The sequence below is a fragment of the Vibrio sp. 811 genome (genome assembly GCF_033339195.1).
Genome location: NZ_JAWOUB010001037.1, coordinates 1 through 500 on the forward strand (window position 1 = coordinate 1; position 500 = coordinate 500).

The following is a 500-nucleotide window of genomic DNA, read 5'->3' on the forward strand; positions in this document are numbered from 1 at the left end:
TCTGTTTAAACAACTCAGTACCGAGAGTTATCGCAGAATGCGTGACTTGCTCACGGACATTAACGCCAACTTAAGCGAATCAATCCAAGGGATGAGCGTGATTCAGCTGATGCAACAAGAAGAGCGCTTTAACAAACAATTTAACGAACTCACTACTGAGCATTTGGTCGCGTCCAAAAAAGTGATTCGCTTAAACGGGTATCTGCTGCGGCCTCTCATGGATCTGTTGGCTGGCCTTGCCCTACTCTGCTTAGTTGCCATCTTTGGCTTTAATGGTGTCGAGTTGATTGGTGTCGGTGTACTTTATGCGTTCATCAGTTATTTGGCGCGTGTGACCGAACCTCTGATTGAAATGACCCAACAACTTGCACTTTTACAACAAGCGTTGGTGTCGAGTGAACGTGTTTTTGAGTTGATTGATGCGAAGCCACAAACTTACGGTGACGATCATAAACCACTTAAAACGGGCTCAATTGAGCTAAATAATCTGACGTTCAGTT

Annotated in this window: 1 protein-coding gene; it reads left to right on the forward strand. The window is 44.6% G+C overall.

The genetic code is table 11. The annotated features are described in order from the left end of the window. The coding region (locus tag R7Q46_RS30765; protein WP_318078789.1) for an ABC transporter transmembrane domain-containing protein at nt 1-500 on the forward strand (500 nt) is incomplete at both ends.